We start from the raw sequence: 2,504 nt of genomic DNA, 5'->3' as shown, positions 1-2,504 counted from the left end.
GTGTCACCCGGCTAGCTGCACTGCACGGGGTGGTATAAGATATTTAACACAAATTTAATAATAGTAAACAGTCAAGGAGTGTCTATCGATGGATATCGGTCACCGCCTCAAGGCGGTTCGCACCAAAGCCGCCCTCTCCCAGCGCGAGCTGGCCAAACGCTCCGGTGTGACCAACGGCTTTATCTCCCAGATCGAGAAAAATCAGGTGAGCCCCTCGGTCGCCTCCCTGCGCAAGGTGCTGGAAGGCATTCCCATGTCGCTGGCCACCTTCTTCACCGATGAGACGGAGATGGATTCCGAGGTGATCTTCCGCGCCGCCGACATGCCGGATCTCGGCACCCACCCCATCAGCTACCGCCTGGTGGGCCACAGCCGCGCCAACCGCGCCATCGGCATGATGCAGGAGATACTGCCACCGGGCGCCGACACCGGCGATGACATGCTGAGCCACGAAGGCGAAGAGTGCGGCATCGTCATCCAGGGCCAGGTGGAGGTCACCGTCGGCGAGCAGGTCTATCTGCTGACGCCGGGGGACGGCTACTACTTCGACAGCCGCACCCCGCACCGTTTTCGCAATGTGGATGAGCACGAATGCGTGCTGATCTCGGCCAACACCCCCGCCAGCTTCTAAGCCATGGCAGAGGGGAGATCCCGCCCCTTGGCGGACCCAGCACTACGACCAGCCCCTTAGCACCGGGCGTCGGTTTGACAGGCGTCGACGACCCGCCCTTGCGGTGCGGTTTGCCCCGCCGAACACCCTCATCGGGATGGGTTTCTAGTGAAGCCAAACCGACAGGGTGTTTAATGAATTGTTACAAGATGGATTTACAAGCGGCAGGATGTTTAGCATATTGATACGCGGAAACTGACTTTTTGCCGGTTCAAGGAGTGAACATGAGTGACCTGACCCTGGCCCAGTGGCAACACAAGGCCGCCCACCTGACCCTGCCCTCGCAAGCCTTCATCGACGGCAGCTACCGCGACGCCATCAACGGCGCCACCTTCGACTGCATCAACCCGGCCAACGGCAAGCTGCTGACCAAGGTTGCCGCCTGCGACGCCGCCGATGCCGAACTGGCGGTGCAGGCCGCCCGCGCCGCCTTTGCCGACAAACGCTGGAGCGGTCTGTCGCCCAAGCAGCGCAAGCAGATCCTGCAGCGCTTCGCCGAACTGATGCGGCTCAATCTGGTGGAGCTGGCGCTGCTGGAGTCGCTCGACATGGGCAAGCCCATCGGTGACGTCATGGGTTATGACGCCCCCGCCGCCGCCAACTGCATCGCCTGGAACGCCGAGGCCATCGACAAGATCTACGATCAGGTCGCGCCGGTCGAGGAGTCCGCCCTGGCGCTGGTAACCCGCGAGCCGCTCGGCGTCGTGGCCGCCATCGTGCCGTGGAACTTCCCGCTGGTGATGGCCTGCTGGAAGCTGGGCCCGGCGCTCGCCACCGGCAACTCGGTGATCCTCAAACCCTCCGAGAAATCCCCGCTCACCGCCCTGCGCATCGCTGGTCTGGCCAAGGAGGCTGGCATCCCAGACGGCGTGTTCAACGTGCTGCCCGGCTTCGGCCACACGGTCGGTGAGGCGCTAGCCATGCACATGGACGTCGACTGCATCACCTTCACCGGCTCCACCAAGATCGGCAAGCATCTGGTGCAGTGCTCCGGCAAGTCGAACCTCAAGCGCGCCTTCATGGAGTGCGGCGGCAAGAGCCCCAACATAGTGCTGGCGGATGCGCCGGATCTGGACGCCGCCGCCCGCAGTGCAGCCGGCGCCATCTTCTACAACCAGGGCGAGGTGTGCACCGCCGCCTCCCGCCTGCTGGTGCAAAACAGCATCAAACCGCAGTTCATGGAGCGGCTGCTGGCCCATGCCCGCGAGTGGATCTCGGCCAACCCGCTCGACCCCACCACCCGCATCGGCGCCATGGTAGACCACATCCAGATGGAGCAGGTGCTCAACTACATCGCCATCGGCCAGCAGGAGGGGGCCAAGCTGCTGCTGGGGGGCAAGCGCACCAATACCGAGAGCGGTGGCTTCTATATCGAACCCACCATCTTCGACGACGTGACCCCAGAGATGCGCATCTTCCGCGAGGAGATCTTCGGCCCCGTGCTGGCGGTGACCGGCTTCGACACCCTGGAAGAGGCCATTGCGCTTGGCAACGACACCGACTACGGTCTGGCAGCCGCAATCTGGACGGCGGATCTCAACAAGGCGGTGAAGGGCTCCCGCGCCCTGCGCGCCGGTACCGTGTTCGTCAACAACTGGGATGGCGGTGACATGACCATGCCGTTCGGCGGTTTCAAGCAGTCCGGCAACGGTCGCGACAAGTCGCTGCATGCACTGGAGAAGTACACCGAGCTGAAAAGCACCTGGATCCAGCTCGAATAGCATCAGAAATGACGCTCATTTATCGAAAAGGGGGAGAAATCCCCCTTTTTCATTTTTACCCTTTCATCGCCGGCCTCAATCGATATAATCATCAAATAGACAAGCCCTTAAAT

At 62.1% G+C, this 2,504-nt stretch carries 2 protein-coding genes; both read left to right on the top strand.

Features of this window, described 5'->3' with window-relative positions; translation table 11 throughout:
* Positions 1-88 precede the first annotated feature (88 nt).
* The gene (locus tag CAK78_RS10845) at positions 89-631 is read left to right on the top strand and encodes a cupin domain-containing protein (protein ID WP_011704252.1); all 543 of its coding nucleotides are present in this window, start codon (positions 89-91) and stop codon (positions 629-631) included.
* Positions 632-894: 263 nt separating this feature from the next.
* Positions 895-2,391: an aldehyde dehydrogenase gene (locus CAK78_RS10840; protein WP_094697268.1), complete on the top strand. Its 1,497-nt coding sequence runs from the start codon at positions 895-897 to the stop codon at positions 2,389-2,391.
* The last annotated feature ends 113 nt before the right edge of the window (positions 2,392-2,504 follow it).

The organism is Aeromonas sp. A35_P, from assembly GCF_002259925.1.
GTDB lineage: Bacteria > Pseudomonadota > Gammaproteobacteria > Enterobacterales > Aeromonadaceae > Aeromonas > Aeromonas dhakensis.
The sequence above is the reverse complement of the archived record's forward strand: the minus strand, read 5'-3'. Positions and strand labels throughout refer to the sequence as shown.

What these genes read in the sequence shown, in the direction of transcription:
- CAK78_RS10845 (WP_011704252.1), top strand. Translation starts at nt 89, where the DNA reads ATGGATATCGGTCACCGCCTCAAGGCGGTTCGCACCAAAGCCGCCCTC.
- CAK78_RS10840 (WP_094697268.1), top strand. Translation starts at nt 895, where the DNA reads ATGAGTGACCTGACCCTGGCCCAGTGGCAACACAAGGCCGCCCACCTG.